Source organism: Brevibacillus sedimenti (assembly GCF_020923495.1).
Lineage (GTDB): Bacteria > Bacillota > Bacilli > Brevibacillales > Brevibacillaceae > Brevibacillus > Brevibacillus aydinogluensis.
In genome coordinates, this window is record NZ_CP064048.1 from 2,195,819 (window position 1) to 2,212,563 (window position 16,745).

The window sequence follows — 16,745 nt, forward strand, 5'->3', positions numbered from 1 at the left end:
AAAATGGCTGACAAAAGATTGAAATGGGAACCCAGTGGAGGTGGAGAGTTCATGCGGACCATAGAGATTTTTGATACAACATTGCGCGACGGGGAGCAGACTCCCGGTGTCAACATCAGCACGAACGAAAAGGTGGAGATCGCCCTGCAGCTGGAGAAGCTGGGCGTAACGAGAATCGAGGCGGGGTTTGCCGCTGCTTCCCCGGGCGATCAAAAGTCCGTGGCCGACGTGGCAAAGCGGGTGAAGAATTCCACCATCGTCAGCCTCGCCCGTGCCGTCAAGGACGACATGGATAAGGCGTACGAGGCGCTGCGCCACGCGCAGGATGCCTGCCTCCACGTCTTTATCGCAACTTCGCCGATCCATCGCCAGTACAAACTGCGGATGAGCAAGGAGCAGGTGCTGGCGCGGGCGGTGGAGGCGGTTACCTACGCAAAGAAGTACTTCTCGCAGGTCCAGTTCTCCGCGGAGGACGCAGCCCGCACCGAAATTGACTTTTTGGCGGAAGTGGTGGAGGCAGTCATCAAGGCGGGCGCCACCACTGTCAACATCCCCGACACGGTCGGCTACATGACGCCGTACGAGTACGGCAACATCTTCCGCGAACTGCGCCGGCGCGTTCCCGGCATCGAAGGAGTCCGCTTGAGCTGTCACTGTCATGACGACCTCGGCATGGCCGTGGCCAACAGCCTGGCGGCGATCGAAGCGGGCGCGACCCAGGTGGAAGGCACGATCAACGGCATCGGCGAACGGGCGGGCAACGCGGCGTTGGAAGAAGTGGCACTGGCGTTGGAGACCCGCAAGGACTACTACCAGGCCACGACCAAGCTCAACCTGAAAGAGATTGCCCGCACCAGCCAGCTGGTCAGCCGTCTGACCGGGATGATCGTACCGGGCAACAAGGCGGTGGTAGGGGCCAACGCGTTTGCCCACGAGTCCGGCATTCACCAGGACGGCGTGCTGAAAGAGGCATCCACCTACGAAATCATCCGTCCCGAGACGGTCGGCTTCAAGTCGAACAAACTGGTGCTGGGCAAACACTCCGGCCGTCACGCCTTCAAGGAGAAACTGATGGAACTGGGCTACCATCTGGAACAGGAGGAAATCGACGCAGCGTTTGCTGCCTTTAAGGACTTGTGCGACAAGAAGAAAGAAGTCAGCGACGACGACATCCTCGCGCTGGTTGACGCCAAGATGGTTCGCGGAACAGAAATGTACCGGCTGGAGTCGGTGCAGCTCTCCTACGGCAACATCTCCCTGCCGACGGCAAGTGTCAGACTGGTGCGTGCCGACGGTACAGTGTGCGAGGAAGCGGCGTGCGGCAACGGTTCCGTCGACTCGATCTACAAGGCGATTGACCGGGCGACAGGCGAGGAAGTCACGCTGACGGACTACAAGATTCTTTCTGTCACGCACGGCAAGGACGCGCTCGGGGAAGTGTTTGTCCGCCTGCAGCAGGGAGACCTTACCGTTACCGGTCGCGGGGTCAGCACCGACGTGCTGGAGGCGAGCGCGATCGCGTATGTGCGGGCCGTCAACAAGATCCTGGAGCGCAAGAACACGCTGACAGTGGCCGCCAACTGACGAGGACGGCAGGATAGGATGGAAGAGAAACCAGGAACGTTCGGAAAAGAGTACGTACAGAACCACTATATAATAGAAACAACTATACACGGAAAAGCGGGATGAAACGATGAAGAAAACCTTTCGCATTGCCGTTCTGCCCGGGGATGGAATCGGACCGGAGATCATGGAGGAAGCAGTAAAGGTTCTCTCCCTCGTGGCGGAACGGGAAGGAGTTACATTTGAATTCAAGCACGGACGGATCGGCGGAATCGCCATCGACACGGACGGCACGCCGCTGCCGGAAGAGACGTTGAGGATCGCCAAGGAGGCGGACGCGGTGATGCTCGGCGCCGTGGGAGGTCCCAAGTGGGATCAGAATCCGGGCCATCTCCGTCCGGAGGCGGGGCTGCTCGGCATCCGCAAGGCGTTGGGGCTGTTCGCCAACATCCGTCCGGCGACGATGCACCCTTCGCTGGTGGAGGCCTCCTCGCTCAAACCGGAAGTAGTCTCCGGAGTCGATCTGATCGTTGTCCGGGAGCTGACCGGCGGCATTTACTTCGGCGAGAAAAAGCGCTATGACGGGCCCAATGGCGAAGTGGCGGAAGACCAGTGCATCTACCACGAAGCGGAAATCGAGCGCATCGTGCGCGTTGCCTTCGACATTGCCCGCAAGCGGCAGAAGCGCCTCGTCTCGGTCGACAAGGCCAACGTCCTGGAAAGCTCCCGCCTGTGGCGCAAGGTGACCGAACGAGTGGCAGCCGACTACCCTGATGTGGAACTGTCCCACATGCTGGTGGACGCCTGCGCGATGCAGCTCGTTCGCGCGCCCAAGCAGTTTGATGTGATCGTTACGGAAAACATGTTTGGCGACATCCTGAGCGATCAGGCAGCGATGCTGACCGGCTCGATCGGTATGCTGGCGTCGGCCAGCCTGGCGGAAGGCAGCTTTGGGCTGTACGAACCGGTTCACGGCTCGGCACCTGACATCGCCGGCCAAGGCATCGCCAATCCGCTGGCAACGATTCTCTCTGCGGCGATGATGCTGCGCCACTCATTCGGGATGGACGCGGCAGCGGACGCAGTGGAGCGTGCGGTCTGGTCGGTGTTGGAGGCGGGGCACCGGACCGGTGACATCGCTGCCGACCGCAGCCGGGCGATCGGTACGGCGGAGATGGGCAGACTGGTCCGCGAAGCTCTCCAAAGCCAGGCCATTTCCCGATAAGAGCAGAGTACCGCAAAAAGACCCTGAGTCTTCGTCCGACGGATTGGACGGAGACTCAGGGTTTTTCCGATTGGCAAAAACGTTTTCCAGCATACCGGGCCGGCGACATAGCCGTTTCATCAGGAGCCACTGCGTGCCATGGACTTAGCCTACACGCTGGTCCGTCTTCACGGTGGTTTTTTACTTGTCACTGTACCGGTTCTCGTCATATACTAATAACATTCATAGAATGAGTCGCAATTTCCTGATTCGTGCGAAAGAGGTGTCATCGTGTCTTCGCTTGGCTTTCTGCTCAGTTTTGTTGCCATTTTGGCGTGTACGATCGCTGCCGGCCTGATCGCCAAGCGATCCGTTCGCCGCAGCAGTGACTTTAGCAACGCCAGCGGTTCGCTGTCGGCGGGAATGGTGGCCGGTGCGCTTGTCGGCGGATTTGTCGGCGGCACGTCGATTGTCGGCACGGGCGAACTTGCTTTCCGGCATGGACTGGCCGCAGTGTGGTTTACGCTGGGAGGCGGGGTGGCTGTTATCCTGCTCGGATTGTGTGCCGCTCGCTTCCTCCGGCTGCAGGTGGAAACACTGCCCGAGCTGATCGGCACGCAGTACGGCGGACGAGCCCAGCTTGGAGCCAGCCTGTTTCTGTCGCTGGGGATGTTTATCCAGGTGATCGCGCAGTTGTTGGCCGCCCTGCCCTTTGTCTCCGTCTTCTGGAAGGCTCCGCTGCCGCTGCTGGCGCTGATTCCCGCTGTTCTGATCTTCGCCTACGTGCTGGCCGGGGGATTTATGGGGGCGAGTATCGTCGGCACGCTGAAAACGGTTATGCTCATCCTCCTGCTGCTGGGAACGGGTGTCTGGCTGTGGGGAGCGTTGGGCGGTGAGACGATTGTCAGCTGGTGGCAGCAGGGGCGTCTTTCCCTGGTGGTTCCCGAAGCGGGACTGGGATGGGTGCAGGGAGCGTCGATGATTGTGGGGATTTTTTCCACGCAGGCCTATCTGCAGCCTATCTTTGCGAGCCGCAGTGAACGAGAAGCGCGCAGCGGTTCGATTGCAGCCGGTCTGATCATCATCCTCATCGGGCTGGTCAGCGCCTGGATCGGCATGTTCATGCACGACACCCACCCCGAGCTGGCGCCGCGCGAGGCTGTCCCGATGTTTTTCCTGATCCATGCACCGTCCTGGCTGGCGGGAGCCGCTTATGCCGTCATACTCCTGTCCGTCGTGATGACCGGAGCGGCTCTGGCGCTGAGCATCGCCACGATCCTCAACCGGGACGTGATCCAGAGCTACACCGCCCGGTTCCGTTCAGAGGAGAGCAAGCTGCGCCTGTCCCGGGCGCTCATACTGGTCGTCATCGCAGTTGCCTATGCGGTGGTATGCCTGGACGAAAACGCGTTGATCCTGCACTGGGCATTTTTGGCCATGACGCTCAGGGGAGTGACGATCTTCTTTCCGGTGCTGTTCTACCTCTTTCACATATCACCGGTGGAGCGGCATTGGGCGGTCGTGGCAGTCTGGGGAGCACCGTTGCTCGCGCTCGTCTGGGCGTGGTGGCTGTTGCCCCTCACCGGCATCGATCCGCTGTACGTGAGCGGTCTGTGGAGCGCGGCTGCATTGCTGGCCGGCCGCATGATCGCACGCAACACCCCGTCGCTTCGGCCGATGGGCTGAGCAGGAGGGCCATACCTTTTCTTGAAACATGCAGCCTTTTCATGAGCAAAAGGCTGCATGTTCTGCTTTTGAAGGTGCGTTTCCCTATTGTCAAAACAAAAGAAGGAAAATAAAAAATATTCAAAAATATATACCCAAAAATGTAAATTCCTGTTACTATAGGAATAGGTATATTTTTGCATATTTATTAAAATTATCCATACCGAGACGCAGGTGATTGGATGAAAACGCGCAAGAAATGGCTCTTTTTGTGCGCGGCATGCCTGTCGCTGACAGCGATGCTGATCTACGCTATGGCGGTGTACCAGCCGATTCTCTTTGTTGCCGGCGACCACATCTTTCGCAAAGATGACTGGGAGAGAATCAAACCCATCTATTTTCACGGGAGGCCGCATACGCCAGAAGAAGAGGAAAGGCTGCTGGAACAGCGCAGTTTGGAAGAACTGGTTCTCTACATGGGGAGACAAATGGGCGTCCGGATTGACGAGCGAATCATCGACGAGCACATGAAGCAGTTGGGGAGCACGAAAGAGGAGCGCGAACAGGTGCTGCGGCAGATGAACATGACGGAAGCGGACAGCGTCACGAACATACGGCGGGCCCTGATCGGTTTTGAAGTGAAGCGTAGGGTAACCGGGGAGATCACCGTGTCCGAGGAAGAAATAAACAGCTACTACCGGGAGCATCTCGAGTCGTTTCGCATTCCCGAACTGCGCACCATCTATTATGTCCGGGCTGGACAAGCTGACAAGCCGTTGATGGACAAGCTGAAAACCATCCGTGCAGAACGTTTTCCCTCCCTCCTCAAAGAGTACGATCTGGAGGGACGAGCCGGATTCCACGAATGGATTTCACAAGCCGAACTGTCCGCCACTGTCGGCGAGGAGGCTGCTGAGGCCGTGTTTCGCTCGCCCATAAAGCAGGTCGTCGGTCCGATCGTCTCTGAACAGTGGACGTATTGGTTTTTGCCGGATGAGATAATGCCGGCCAAAACGCAAAGCCTTGCGGAAGTGAGGGAAAAGATTTACCGGACGCTCTATCTGGAGAAAGAATCAATTGTGTACGGAAAATGGCTGGAGGAGCAGAAGAGGGCAAATCTGTACTGCCTGTTTACAGAAAATTTAAAAAACAATCGCTTTTGGGCGTTCTGGAGTGACCTGCCTGTGCGGTTGCAGTTGTTGTTCCAATCGCATGCGTAGTCTATCCGAGACGATTCGTCGTTTCGAATAGAAAAAAACCAGGAAAAAGGAGAGATGGGTATGAAATGGTCAAAAATGTTGGCTGTCACACTGATTGTGAGCAGCTTGGCGGCTGCCGCTCCCGCGTTTGCGGAGAGGGAAATCGCCAACGAACCAGCGTGGGACAGTGAACCCGCCCCGCGCAACTTCGACCCGAAAAAGCGGGAGGAAGCGGACAAACGCGTCTTTGACAAGGAATCGATTCGAATGGCCGCCAATCCAATCATCGTCATCGACCCCGGACATGGCGGGGACGACCCGGGCGCCACGGGCAACGGGTTGAAAGAGAAGGACTTGACGCTGGACATCGCGCTGCGGACCAGAAACTACATTGTGGCCAATTATCCGGCTACGGTGTACATGACGCGAAGCTCTGACACTACCGTTTCCCTGTCCAGCCGGACCTCATTTGCCAACGCCAGGAATGCCGATTTCTTTGTCTCCATGCACATCAACTCCGCGACAAACACTTCGGCCAACGGAATCGAGACGTACGCGTACCCGGGATCGGTAAACGGCAAGCGATTGGCTACCGAAACGTACAATCAATTGAAAAGTTCCTTCTCCAGTCACCGAGGGGTGAAGGAATATGCGTACTACGTGCTGACCTATACCAATATGCCGGCGACGCTTGGCGAGACCGGCTTCATTTCCAACGCCTCCGATGCGTCCAAACTGGCGCAGAGCTCGTTCCGTCAAACGCTTGCCACCCAATACGCGAACGGGATGCACCGGTACTGGTGGGGCTTTTAATAACACAGCAGGGGCACCGTACAACGTCACTGGTTGGACGGTGCCTTTCATTGTGCCCCGGGCCTGATGGCCGTCGATCACCACCGCTTCAAGCAGCCGACTGGATAGACTTTTCGCTCCATGGTATCATGGCTTCAGACAAGACAGGGTCGTTTGCGATAAAGCGGCGGGTGTGTTGTTCCCCATGGGGAGGGCAGCAGCCTGCCAAGACAGGAGAGAGAGTGGCAATGAGCACACAGGAACACAAAGCGGGGGCCCCCAAACGGGTGGGCTGCATGGTGATTACCGTTTCCGACACGCGCACCGAGGAGACGGACAAGAGCGGACAGCTGATGAAAGAGCTCTTGGCGGAGGCCGGCCATGCCGCGATCTTGTACCGGATCGTCAAGGATGAGCCGGCGGAGGTGGAAGCGGCGATCGAAGCCGGGATTGCCCATCCGGAAGTACAGGTGATCCTTCTGAACGGCGGCACCGGCATTTCTCAGCGCGACAACACGTATGAGGCGGTCTCCAGACTGCTGGAGAAGGAAATGCCCGGGTTTGGCGAACTGTTTCGCATGCTCAGCTACACCGAGGACATCGGTTCGGCGGCAATGTTGAGCCGGGCCATTGCCGGCACCCGGAAGGGAAAAGCGATTTTTTCCACCCCAGGCTCCACCGGTGCAGTGCGGCTGGCGATGACTCGGCTGATCGTGCCAGAACTGGGGCACGTCGTCCGGGAACTGAACAAGTAGGCGGGCAGGGCCGCCGGAGCCAGGATCTTCATTTGCCGCTGCCGGCGGCTTGTGTTACGGTTACGGATAGAACAAGCACGTATTTCAAGGAGAGTCGACAGACACATGAAGATTTTACTGTCTACGCTGAACGCCAAGTACATTCACTCATCCCTGGCGCTGCGTTACTTGCGAAGCTACGCCCGGCCGACGTTTCCCGACATCGAGCTGGTTGAATACACGATCAACGACGTGACGCTCAACATTGTCGCCGACGTCTACAAGCGGCAACCCGACGTTGCCGCCTTTTCCTGTTACATCTGGAACATCCGCGAGACGCTCGATGTGATCCGCAACCTGAAAAAGGTGCGGCCCGACCTGCCGGTGGTGCTGGGCGGGCCGGAAGTGACCTACGACGCCGACGAGTGGTTGAAGAAGCATCCGGAGATTGACGTGATCGTCATCGGTGAGGGAGAACAGACGTTTTTGGAACTGCTGCAGGTCTACGACGAATCCCGCCGGACAGGAGAGCCGCCCCGCCTGCGGGATGTAGCCGGGATTGCCTATCGCGAGGGGGGGCACGTGCGCTTCACCGCTCCCCGGGCGCAGATCGAAAACCTGGACACGATTCCGTCTCCGTATGCCGACAACCTGGACGAACTGAACAACCGCGTCGTCTACTTTGAGGCGTCCCGCGGCTGTCCGTTCAAATGCCAGTACTGCCTGTCGTCGATTGAGGACGGCGTGCGCTATTTCGGTCTGGAGCGGGTGAAGGCCGACCTGCTGCGGCTGATTCAGCACGGTGTCAAGACGATCAAGTTCGTCGATCGCACGTTTAACATCAACAAAAAATACGCGCTGGAAATCTTTCAGTTTTTGATCGACAACCACAACGGCACGATCTTTCAGTTTGAAATTACCGCCGACATCCTGCGCGCCGACGTACTCGACTTTTTGACGGAAAACGCGCCGCCCGGCATTTTCCGTTTTGAGATCGGCGTCCAGTCCACCAACGACGAGACCAACCGGCTGGTCCAGCGGATTCAGCGTTTCGATCGTCTGGCCCACACCGTCACCCGGATCAAGCAGTCGGGAAAAATTGCCCAGCACCTGGATCTGATCGCCGGTCTGCCGGAGGAGGATTACCACTCTTTCCGCAAGACATTCAACGACGTCTTTGCGCTGCGGCCGGAGGAACTGCAGCTCGGCTTTTTGAAAATGCTGCGCGGCACCGGCGTCCGCGCGCGTGCGGCCAACCACGGGTACATTTTCATGGACGAGGCGCCGTATGAGATTCTCGGCAACAACGTCCTGTCGTTTGCCGACATCCAGCGGATCAAGCGGGTGGAGGACGTATTGGAAAAATACTGGAACGCCCACCGCATGGATACCACACTGGAATGGCTGGTGACCCGCTGTTTTGAGACGCCATTTGATTTCTTCCAGGCATTCGGCGATTTTTGGGAAGAACAGGGCTGGAGCCGGATCGGCCACCAGTTGGAAGACCTGTTTGTGCGGCTACGCCGCTTCCTGGAGACGCGGCAGGTGGAGCACCTCGACCACGTGATCAGCCTGATGAAATTTGACTACCTGCGCAAGCAGAAGCACCGTCCGCGCAAGCTGTGGTGGGATGATCTGCTGGACAAACGGGAGATGCAGGCAGCCTTTGAAGCAGTGCAACAGCGGCTGGATGATCTCCCGCCTGACTTTGCCCGGCGGGCGGCGCAGCAAAAGGACTTCTTCAAGCACACACTGTTGGCTAACATCAGCTTTGACATTGCGACGTGGATCGAGACGGGTGAGCTGGTGGAAGGGGACTATGTTCTGGTGGTATATTTTCCGTATGAAGACGGACGGGAGAACGACTTTGTCGTGGTGAGACGGGAAGCCGCCGCGAGCGGATTGGCGTAAGCGGACAAAAACGGGGCAGAATACAAATTTGGAGAACAGACGTGCAACAGATCAATCGGCCGGAATAAGGAAGGCGCGCAGCCGCGGCAGCCTGCGGACGGGATGACGGTGCACGCGTAACTTTTTTTGCCCCGAACCGTATTACTTACAGATTGTGAAAAAGGAACTATGCCGGAAATGGACAGGAAACAATGCCGCTGAGTGGCGAGGGTAGGGGATTTTGCGTCATGGAAATGAACATGCTGATGTCAATTATCGAGCAATATGGATATGCGGCCATCTTCTTTTTGCTCTGGCTGGGCATTGTCGGTTTGCCGATCCCCGACGAACTGGTCGTCGCTACCGGCGGGTTTCTGGCGTCCTTGGCGCTGCTGGACCCTGTTTGCGCGTTTCTTGCCGGCTACCTGGGCGTGGCCTCGGGATTGACGATTGGGTTTTTACTGGGGAAGTTCTTCGGCCGGCCGATCCTTGCATGGTTGTCAAAGAGTGAGAAGATGAGGCATACGGTAGAGCGCTCCACCGGTCTCGTGGAGAAGTACGGGACCTTTGCCCTCTGCTTCAGCTATCTGTTTCCTGTCGTTCGCCACGTCGTTCCCTACATCGTCGCCATGGGCGGGATGACGTATCGGCGCTACGCGGTCCTGTCCTATCCGATCGGGTTGTTGTGGACGATCCTTTTTTATCTGATTGGCTACGTGTTCGGAAAAAACGTGGATGTGGTCGTGGCGATGATCCGCACCTACGGCTTCTTCGCCCTGTTTATCGTGATCGCGCTGCTCGTTGCGGGCTGGGCGGTTCACCGCTTGTTTCTGGCCGGCCGCTCCTTTCGGGCAAAAGGAGAATAAAGAGATGCGTCATCATAAATGGGTAACAAGGCACAGGCAGAGCCGCAACGCGGTATGGGTGGCGGGCTGGCTGCTCGTTTTGTGCGGCTGGTGGCTGTCGCGTCTGCCGTTTGTCGCAGCGGGACTGTTGGTGTTGAACGTGTACGCCGCCGGTCTGATGGCCGCTGACAAGCGTGCTGCGCGGCGGGGCGGACCGCGCGTTCCGGAGGCGAGCCTGCTGTTGAGCGCGTTGGTGGGCGGCGGAGCGGGCGCGCTGTTGGGCATGCTGGCCTGGCGCCACAAGACCCGGCATGCGCTGTTCATGACGGGGGTGCCGCTCATTTGCGCAGTTCAGATCGTTCTGATATGGGTTTGTCTGCTCAACCAATAGGCAACTGGTGAGAGAAGCCGCTCCTGCTAAGCAGGGGGGTTTTCGTCCAACAGGTGGATGCAGAATCGTAATTGTGACGCACGTAAAACGGGAGAGACGACAGCGCCTCTCCCGCTGGTCCAAGCGTCCTTACACCGGCGATTGTGCCTGTTTTGGCAGATGGTCGGCGATTGTTTGCACCATGCTCTGCCGAGTCGCCTGATCACTGTTTTGCCACAGGACTTCAAACAGCACGCCCAGACCGGGCAGGGTTTTTTCCTGACCGCTTGCGATCGCGTCCGTGATCGTCTCCTGCACGTCGTTGGCACTGGAGCCCTGCATTTTGTACATGATCGCCTGGCGCAGATTGAGTGCGGCAATGTTCATGGCGGACATCCACTCCTTTTGTCGTGATGGCTGCGCCTATAGTATTCGTCCCGCATCGTCGGCTCATACCCGTTTTGTAGCCGATGGAAGCGTTGTGGTATAATGCTTGGTATTAAAAGTGCCCTGCCGGTGCTCCGGATGGGGCAGCCCAGGCAGGACGTTTTGGTCATGTGGCCACAGCACAAGGAGTGGAAAAGCATGTCAAAGCAGTTTGCCGTCATCGGGATGGGCCGGTTTGGTTCCAGCGTGGCCCGGACCCTGTATGAGATGGATTATGAAGTAATGGGCATTGACGAAAACGAAGAGCGCATCAACGAGAACATCCAGTACGTCACCCACGCTGTCGCCGCCGATTCGACCGACGAGCGGGCGCTGAAGGAGATCGGCATTCGCAACTTCGACGTGGTCGTCGTCGCGATCGGGGCTGACATTCAGGCCAGCATTTTGACCGTGCTGATCCTCAAGGAACTGGGCGTGAAAAAGATCGTCGCCAAAGCGCAGAACGAGCGGCATGGTCAGGTGCTGTACAAGGTGGGGGCGGATCGGGTGGTGTTTCCCGAGCGGGACATGGGGGTGCGCGTCGCCCACAATCTGATCTCCGCCAATGTGCTTGACTTTATTGAACTGGCGGAGGATTACAGCGTGGCCGAAGTGGTGGTCTCATCCGGGATGGTGGGCAAGACGCTGCGTCAGCTGGACATCCGCGCCCGATACGGAGTGAACGTCATCGCCATCAAAAGCGGCGAGAAGTTCAACATCGCCCCCAGTCCGGACGAGGTGATCCAGTACGGGGACGTGCTGGTCGTCATCGGCAACAACAAACATCTGAATGCATTTGAGGAGCAGGCGTAGACAATGAAGCACGACGTCATACAATCGGTGCATAACCCCTTGGTGAAGCGGTTGTTCCGCCTGCTGGAGCGAAAAGGACGGGACGAGCAGGGGCGGTTTCTCGTCGAAGGGGCCCATTTGGTGGAAGAAGCCCTGAACAGCGGCGCGGAGGTGATCACCGTCCTGTACGACAGCAGCCGGGAGATGGACCCGGCCTGCCGGCGGGCGATTGACAGGCGCGCGGGGGAAGTCGAAGTAGTTCCCGCTTCCGCGGCGGTATTGGCCAAGCTGTCGGAGACCAAGACACCGCAGGGAATTGTCGCCGAAGTGAAAAAGACAGAGCACGACTGGAACGCATGGCTGCAGGCGGCGGAAGAACGTGATTACCTGCTGCTGATGCTGGACGAGATTCAGGACCCGGGCAACCTCGGCACCATGCTGCGCACGGCGGAAGCGGCTGGTGTCGACGCAGTGATTCTCGGCAAAGGCAGCGTCGATCCGTACAACGGCAAAGTGGTGCGGGCCACGATGGGGGCGCTGTACCGGCTGCCCGTTTTTTCCCGGCCGCTGCTGGAGGCCGCCGCCGAATTGAAACGGCAAGGCGCGCGGGTTATCGTGTCCTCCCTCAATGAAAACAGCCTCAGGTATGACGAGGCTGATTACACAGGCAAAACGGCAATCGTGATCGGCAATGAGGGGCGGGGGGTCTCCCGTGCCGTGAGCGAAGCGGCTGACGGGTTCGTGCACATCCCGCTGTACGGACGGGCGGAATCGCTCAATGCGGCGGTCGCCGCCGGCATCCTCATCTACGAGGCGCAGCGCAGACGCAGGCATAGGTAGCGGCTGCTGTCCGCTGCACACGCTTCGCCAGCCGCTTGCGTTCGTCCCAAGCCATGGCCACAGCGCCTGTTGGAAAATCGCTTGACCGCATGCAGGATTTGCATCATTGAAAGTTCGCCAGGGTTGCGCTATAATTTTCCTGAATGTGTGTAATATAACGGAAAGCGATGACAGAGAGTAGTACGCAGGCCCCATGCGTTTGCAGGGAGGAGATGCCGCAGACTGAAAGCATCCCAACGCCATGTCTGCCGAATTCACTCTGGAGCCGCACTCTGAACCGCTCGAGATGAGCCCAGTAGGAGCAGCCGGGACATTCCCGTTATCATGGTCAAAGTGAGGCGGAAGACTGGGTTCCCCAGGCATCGTTGGGGGAAAAGCCTTCTGCTTAACAAGGGTGGTACCGCGAGTAACAGCTCGTCCCTTTTCGGGGCGGGTTTTTCTATTTTTCGGGGCCCTCCCGGTTTACGCGGCAGCCGCAGCCGGACGGGACCGCAGGAAGGTTGCAAATCTTGAGCAAAGGAGCGATACAACGTGCAAACGCGGTTACAGGAGATGAAACAGGCGGCGCTGGACCAGATCAGCCAGGCCGCAGACGCGGGTCAGCTGCAAGACCTGCGCGTCAAATATCTGGGGAAAAAAGGTGAACTGACCGAGCTTCTGCGCGGAATGGGCAGCCTTTCGCCGGAAGAGAGGCCTGTCGTCGGCCAGCTCGTCAACGAGGTGCGCGCGGCGCTGGAAGCGGCGTTTGCCGACAAGCAGGCCGCACTGGAACAAGCAGCGCTGGAAGCCAAACTGGCGTCGCAAACGCTGGACGTTACACTGCCCGGCCGTCCGGTTCCGACCGGAACGATGCACCCGCTTTCCCGCATTATCGAAGAGATCGAGGACATTTTCATCGGTCTGGGCTTTGAAATTGCCGAAGGGCCCGAGGTGGAGACGGATCATTTCAACTTCGAGATGCTCAACCTGCCCAAGGATCATCCCGCGCGCGACATGCAGGATTCGTTCTATCTGACGGAGGACATTTTGCTCCGCACCCAGACGTCTCCGGTGCAGGCGCGCACCATGCTGAAAAAGGCCGGCCAGACGCCGGTAAAAATCATCTCTCCGGGCAAGGTGTACCGGCGCGACGACGACGATGCCACCCACTCCCACCAGTTTACGCAGATCGAAGGGCTGGTCGTCGACAAAGGCATTGGCATGAGCGACTTGAAAGGGATTCTGCTCACGTTTGCCCGCCAGATGTTCGGGGCCAACCAGCAAATCCGCCTGCGCCCCAGCTTTTTCCCGTTCACCGAACCGAGCGCGGAAGTGGACCTGCAGTGCTTCAGCTGCGGCGGAGACGGCTGCCGCGTCTGCAAGCAGACGGGCTGGATCGAGATTCTCGGCTCCGGCATGGTGCACCCGCGCGTATTGGAAATGGCCGGCTATGATCCGCAGGAAGTGAGCGGGTTTGCCTTCGGAATGGGCGTGGAGCGCATCGCCATGCTGAAGTACGGGGTAGAGGACATTCGCCATTTCTACACCAATGACGTGCGCTTCCTGCGGCAGTTCAACCGAGGCTAGAAAGGAGAGTCGTTTCAGAGATGAAGGTATCGTACCAATGGTTGTCGGAATACGTGGATTTACACGATATCACCCCGTACGGACTGGCGGAAAAGCTGACCAGAAGCGGGATTGAAGTGGAGACTGTAGAGCCGCGCAACGCCGGCGTCTCCAACGTAGTGGTCGGGTACGTCAAGGAGCGCAGCAAGCATCCGGACGCCGACCGCCTGAGCGTCTGCATCGTGGATGCAGGACAGGGCGAGGACCTGCAGATCGTCTGCGGTGCGCCCAACGTGGCGCAGGGACAAAAAGTGCCGGTAGCATTGATCGGAGCGAAACTGCCGGGCGGCCTGCACATCAAGAAGTCCAAGCTGCGCGGCGTGGAGTCGCACGGCATGATCTGTTCGGCCAAGGAACTGGGCCTCAATGACAAGCTGCTGGCCAAAGACCAGCAGGAAGGGATTATGGTCCTGCCCGAGGACGCCGAAGTGGGCATGGATGCTGTCTCTTACCTGGGGCTTGACGACTACGTGCTGGAGCTGGGCTTGACGCCAAACCGTTCCGATTGCCTCAGCATGATCGGGGTCGCTTACGAAGTGGCAGCCATTCTCGGCCGGGAGGTCAAGCTGCCGGAGATTGCCGTCACCGAAAACGGCGGCGACAATCCGGTAAGCGTGCGCATCGAAGCGGACGATCACTGCTACCGCTACGTGGGACGCCACTTTACCGGAGCGAAAATCACCAGTTCGCCGCAGTGGATGAAAAACCGCCTGATGGCGGCGGGGATCCGGCCGATCAACAACGTCGTGGACGTGACCAACTACGTCATGCTGGAATACGGCCAACCCCTGCACGCGTTTGACGCGACCAAGGTAAAAGACCGCGCCATCGTCGTGCGCCTGGCACAAGACGGGGAGAAGCTGGTCACGCTGGACGATCAGGAGCGAACGCTGGACAGCCAGACCCTGCTGATCGCCGACGGGGAAAAAGGGCTGGCCATCGCCGGCGTGATGGGCGGCGCCAACTCGGAGATCACCGACGAGACGACGGAAATCATTTTGGAAGCCGCCTGGTTTACGCCGCAGACGGTTCGCCGCACGGCTCGGACCCAGGGCATGCGCACGGAAGGATGCGTCCGCTGGGAAAAAGGCGTCGATCAGGCGCGCGTCCAGGAAGCAGGCGAGCGGGCTGCTGCGCTGATCCAGCAGTTGTCGGGCGCGGCCGTCTCCAAAGGAGTGGCGTCGGCTGTTGTCCGTGAAGTGAAGCCGGCCGTCGTAACGGTTGCGCTGGAGAAGATCAACCAGCATCTGGGCACGTCGCTGACCGCAGCGGACGTCTCCGCAATTTTCGACCGCCTGGGCTTTTCGTATGAGCAGAACGGCAGCACCTGGACGGTCACCGTACCGACCCGCCGCGGTGACATCACCCTGCCGGAGGATTTGGTGGAGGAAGTGGCCCGCCTGTACGGCTACGACAACATTCCGACCAGCTTGCCGAGCGGCCAGGCCACACAGGGGCAGCTTACCCCGACCAGCGTCTGCGCCGGACAATTCGCCACCACCTGATTGGCGCGGGACTGCACGAGGCGATTACCTACTCCCTGGTTCACGCGGAGCGGGTGGGGGATGTAGCCGGTCTGCACCGCATTGACGCCAAGCCGATTTCGCTGGCCATGCCGATGAGCGAAGAGCACAGCGTGCTGCGCACCAGCCTGATCCCTGGCCTTCTGCAGACGATCGCCTACAACAAAAACAGGCAAAACCACGATGTGGCCGTGTTTGAACTGGGCAGTGTCTTTCTGACCACAGAAGAAAAGCTGACACAGCTTCCCGAGGAACGCCTCTACGTGGCGGCAGCTTTGACCGGGCAGTGGCTGCCGCAGAATTGGATGGGCGCAAACCAGCCGGTTGACTTCTACCTCGTCAAGGGACTGGTTGACTCACTCCTGAGCCGCTTGGGAATTGTCGGTGCGACCTACAAGCCTGCATCCGATCTGGCTGGCATGCACCCCGGCCGCACGGCGGAGGTATGGGTCGGCGAGCGGCGTCTCGGCTATCTCGGACAGATTCACCCGGCACTGGAAAAAACCTACGACGTGTCGGAAACGTACGTGTTTCAGTTCGACCTGACGGAGCTGGCAGCAGCAGTCGAGGATGCAGGCTATTACAAGCCGCTGCCCAAGTTCCCGGCCGTGACCCGCGACCTCGCACTGGTAGTGGACCGCAGTGTGCCGGCGGCCGCTCTCGAAACGGCGATTCGCCAGGCGGCAGGAGAGCTCCTGGAATCGCTCACGCTGTTTGACGTCTACACCGGGGAGCGCATCGCCGCCGACAAGAAGAGCGTCGCCTTCTCCCTCGTCTTCCGCCATCCGGAACGGACGCTGCAGGACGACGAAATCCAGCAGGTGACTGCCGCCGTCGTGGACGCACTGAAGGCGCAAACGGGCGCGGAACTGCGCATGTAAGGGACCTTGACGGATTCTGACATTTTCAGTAACCTAAAAAAGATACAGGAGTACAAAAGTCGCAGAGTAGTGTTGAAGGAGGAAGCCTTCGTGCAAGGTGATGGGAAAAATCGGTTGACGGTTGATATATTTGGCCAGCAATACCGGCTGAGCGGAAAGGCAAGCGTAAACCATATCCGCATGGTGGCCGGTTTCGTCGATGACAAGATGAATGAAATCGCCAAGGGCAACCATCGCCTGGACACTGCCAAAATCGCCGTGCTCACCGCGGTCAACATTGCGGACGAGTACTTCCGCCTGCGACAGGAGTACGAGGCACTGTTGAAGATCCTGCATGACGACGCGAACCAAGCATAGACGAATCACATAAAAAGAGGGGCAGTGTATGCCTCTCTTTTCCCATTGTCGCGAAAAAG

The 16,745-nt window shown here is 58.7% G+C and carries 14 protein-coding genes and 1 pseudogene; 14 read left to right on the forward strand and 1 reads right to left on the reverse strand.

Annotation, left to right across the window (positions count from 1 at the left end; genetic code table 11):
• Positions 1 to 51 precede the first annotated feature (51 nt).
• The 9 genes from IRT44_RS10795 (at position 52) to IRT44_RS10835 (ending at position 10,283) form a co-directional block, all read left to right on the forward strand.
• Complete coding sequence (locus tag IRT44_RS10795) at positions 52 to 1,584, forward strand: 2-isopropylmalate synthase (RefSeq protein ID WP_171566657.1); 1,533 nt, start codon at positions 52 to 54, stop codon at positions 1,582 to 1,584.
• 109 nt (positions 1,585 to 1,693) lie between these two features.
• A complete protein-coding gene (gene leuB / locus IRT44_RS10800; protein ID WP_171566656.1) occupies positions 1,694 to 2,788 on the forward strand; it encodes a 3-isopropylmalate dehydrogenase in 1,095 nt (364 codons plus the stop codon).
• Between the two features lie 270 nt (positions 2,789 to 3,058).
• Positions 3,059 to 4,453, forward strand: coding sequence for a sodium:solute symporter family protein (locus tag IRT44_RS10805; protein WP_230076648.1), 1,395 nt, complete (start codon positions 3,059 to 3,061; stop codon positions 4,451 to 4,453).
• A 221-nt stretch (positions 4,454 to 4,674) separates the two neighbouring features.
• On the forward strand, positions 4,675 to 5,652 hold the full coding sequence (locus tag IRT44_RS10810) for a peptidylprolyl isomerase (protein WP_171566654.1): 978 nt from the start codon (positions 4,675 to 4,677) through the stop codon (positions 5,650 to 5,652).
• A gap of 60 nt (positions 5,653 to 5,712) precedes the next feature.
• The gene (locus IRT44_RS10815; RefSeq protein WP_171566653.1) at positions 5,713 to 6,444 is read left to right on the forward strand and encodes an N-acetylmuramoyl-L-alanine amidase family protein; all 732 of its coding nucleotides are present in this window, start codon (positions 5,713 to 5,715) and stop codon (positions 6,442 to 6,444) included.
• Positions 6,445 to 6,671: 227 nt separating this feature from the next.
• A complete protein-coding gene (locus IRT44_RS10820; protein WP_171566652.1) occupies positions 6,672 to 7,178 on the forward strand; it encodes a MogA/MoaB family molybdenum cofactor biosynthesis protein in 507 nt (168 codons plus the stop codon).
• 105 nt (positions 7,179 to 7,283) lie between these two features.
• Positions 7,284 to 9,068 (forward strand): B12-binding domain-containing radical SAM protein, encoded by a 1,785-nt coding sequence (locus IRT44_RS10825; RefSeq protein ID WP_212132701.1) that lies wholly within the window; start codon positions 7,284 to 7,286, stop codon positions 9,066 to 9,068.
• Between the two features lie 227 nt (positions 9,069 to 9,295).
• The gene (locus IRT44_RS10830; protein ID WP_171566650.1) at positions 9,296 to 9,913 is read left to right on the forward strand and encodes a DedA family protein; all 618 of its coding nucleotides are present in this window, start codon (positions 9,296 to 9,298) and stop codon (positions 9,911 to 9,913) included.
• Between the two features lie 4 nt (positions 9,914 to 9,917).
• On the forward strand, positions 9,918 to 10,283 hold the full coding sequence (locus IRT44_RS10835; protein ID WP_171566649.1) for a DUF1294 domain-containing protein: 366 nt from the start codon (positions 9,918 to 9,920) through the stop codon (positions 10,281 to 10,283).
• Positions 10,284 to 10,412: 129 nt separating this feature from the next.
• On the opposite strand, the gene sspI is transcribed toward IRT44_RS10835, so the two are convergent.
• Positions 10,413 to 10,649 (reverse strand): small acid-soluble spore protein SspI, encoded by a 237-nt coding sequence (gene sspI, locus IRT44_RS10840; RefSeq protein WP_171566648.1) that lies wholly within the window; start codon positions 10,647 to 10,649, stop codon positions 10,413 to 10,415.
• 198 nt (positions 10,650 to 10,847) lie between these two features.
• On the opposite strand from sspI, the gene IRT44_RS10845 reads away from it, so the two are divergent.
• The 5 genes and pseudogenes from IRT44_RS10845 to zapA all read left to right on the forward strand — a co-directional run bounded on the left by IRT44_RS10845 (position 10,848) and on the right by zapA (position 16,686).
• Positions 10,848 to 11,501, forward strand: a complete 654-nt coding sequence (locus IRT44_RS10845) for a potassium channel family protein (protein WP_171566647.1) — start codon at positions 10,848 to 10,850, stop codon at positions 11,499 to 11,501.
• A gap of 3 nt (positions 11,502 to 11,504) precedes the next feature.
• Complete coding sequence (rlmB, locus tag IRT44_RS10850) at positions 11,505 to 12,320, forward strand: 23S rRNA (guanosine(2251)-2'-O)-methyltransferase RlmB (RefSeq protein ID WP_171566646.1); 816 nt, start codon at positions 11,505 to 11,507, stop codon at positions 12,318 to 12,320.
• 531 nt (positions 12,321 to 12,851) lie between these two features.
• Entirely contained in the window at positions 12,852 to 13,886 is a 1,035-nt protein-coding gene (gene pheS, locus IRT44_RS10855; RefSeq protein WP_171566645.1) for a phenylalanine--tRNA ligase subunit alpha, read from the forward strand.
• 20 nt (positions 13,887 to 13,906) lie between these two features.
• Positions 13,907 to 16,329 (forward strand): annotated as a pseudogene (gene pheT / locus IRT44_RS10860) (phenylalanine--tRNA ligase subunit beta).
• A 90-nt stretch (positions 16,330 to 16,419) separates the two neighbouring features.
• Positions 16,420 to 16,686: a cell division protein ZapA gene (gene zapA / locus IRT44_RS10865; protein ID WP_171566643.1), complete on the forward strand. Its 267-nt coding sequence runs from the start codon at positions 16,420 to 16,422 to the stop codon at positions 16,684 to 16,686.
• Positions 16,687 to 16,745: the final 59 nt, after the last annotated feature.

Bases quoted from the DNA above. Each gene is read 5' to 3' on its own strand.
- IRT44_RS10810 (WP_171566654.1), top strand. From the start codon at position 4,675: ATGAAAACGCGCAAGAAATGGCTCTTTTTGTGCGCGGCATGCCTGTCG.
- IRT44_RS10835 (WP_171566649.1), top strand. From the start codon at position 9,918: ATGCGTCATCATAAATGGGTAACAAGGCACAGGCAGAGCCGCAACGCG.
- IRT44_RS10795 (WP_171566657.1), top strand. From the start codon at position 52: ATGCGGACCATAGAGATTTTTGATACAACATTGCGCGACGGGGAGCAG.
- sspI (WP_171566648.1), bottom strand. From the start codon at position 10,649: ATGAACATTGCCGCACTCAATCTGCGCCAGGCGATCATGTACAAAATG.
- IRT44_RS10845 (WP_171566647.1), top strand. From the start codon at position 10,848: ATGTCAAAGCAGTTTGCCGTCATCGGGATGGGCCGGTTTGGTTCCAGC.
- rlmB (WP_171566646.1), top strand. From the start codon at position 11,505: ATGAAGCACGACGTCATACAATCGGTGCATAACCCCTTGGTGAAGCGG.
- IRT44_RS10815 (WP_171566653.1), top strand. From the start codon at position 5,713: ATGAAATGGTCAAAAATGTTGGCTGTCACACTGATTGTGAGCAGCTTG.
- IRT44_RS10825 (WP_212132701.1), top strand. From the start codon at position 7,284: ATGAAGATTTTACTGTCTACGCTGAACGCCAAGTACATTCACTCATCC.
- IRT44_RS10830 (WP_171566650.1), top strand. From the start codon at position 9,296: ATGGAAATGAACATGCTGATGTCAATTATCGAGCAATATGGATATGCG.
- IRT44_RS10820 (WP_171566652.1), top strand. From the start codon at position 6,672: ATGAGCACACAGGAACACAAAGCGGGGGCCCCCAAACGGGTGGGCTGC.
- leuB (WP_171566656.1), top strand. From the start codon at position 1,694: ATGAAGAAAACCTTTCGCATTGCCGTTCTGCCCGGGGATGGAATCGGA.